The sequence below is a fragment of the Rossellomorea vietnamensis NBRC 101237 genome (genome assembly GCF_001591825.1).
Taxonomy (GTDB): Bacteria; Bacillota; Bacilli; order Bacillales; family Bacillaceae_B; genus Rossellomorea; species Rossellomorea vietnamensis.
Genome location: NZ_BCVQ01000123.1, coordinates 1 through 510 on the forward strand (window position 1 = coordinate 1; position 510 = coordinate 510).

1 protein-coding gene is annotated in these 510 nt (G+C 41.8%); it reads right to left on the reverse strand.

The window, feature by feature from the left end; translation table 11 throughout:
* On the reverse strand, positions 1–510 hold a 510-nt coding region (locus tag BVI01S_RS21960; protein WP_156477386.1), incomplete at both ends, for a transposase.

Genomic DNA, 510 nt, shown 5'->3' on the forward strand with positions numbered 1-510 from the left:
CTTAAGATTCATGGCAGCGAATGTAAGCATCGCCTGCATTGAAACTTTTTTAAGACCTCTTAAGGTCGTCCAACGCATGCCATGCTTTTCTTTTGCGTCCGCAAAGACCCGTTCGATCGTTTCTTTGCGTTTCGCATATAGAGTTTTATTTAGTTCTGTATGTCTCAAATGATCTACCTCATCTATGTAATCCTGCCACACATGTCGATGAATCATCTTGGTGTGATTCTTACTTTGCGTACAACGTTCTAACAGAGGACAGTCTGTACATTCCAAAGGATTGGAAGCGTATTGTTTGTACCCGTCTCTTGTGGTAGTACGGTAAGGTAGAATTTGTCCTTCGGGACAAAGATAGGAGTCAAAATATTCATCGTAAACGTATTCGTATTTCTTAAGATATCCGTCTTTCGTTCTCGGCCGTGTATAAGGCATAACGGGTCTGATTTCTTGGTCCATGAGGAATTTAGCGATGTGGGGTGTTTTATATCCTGCATCAACAGCGACAGAACT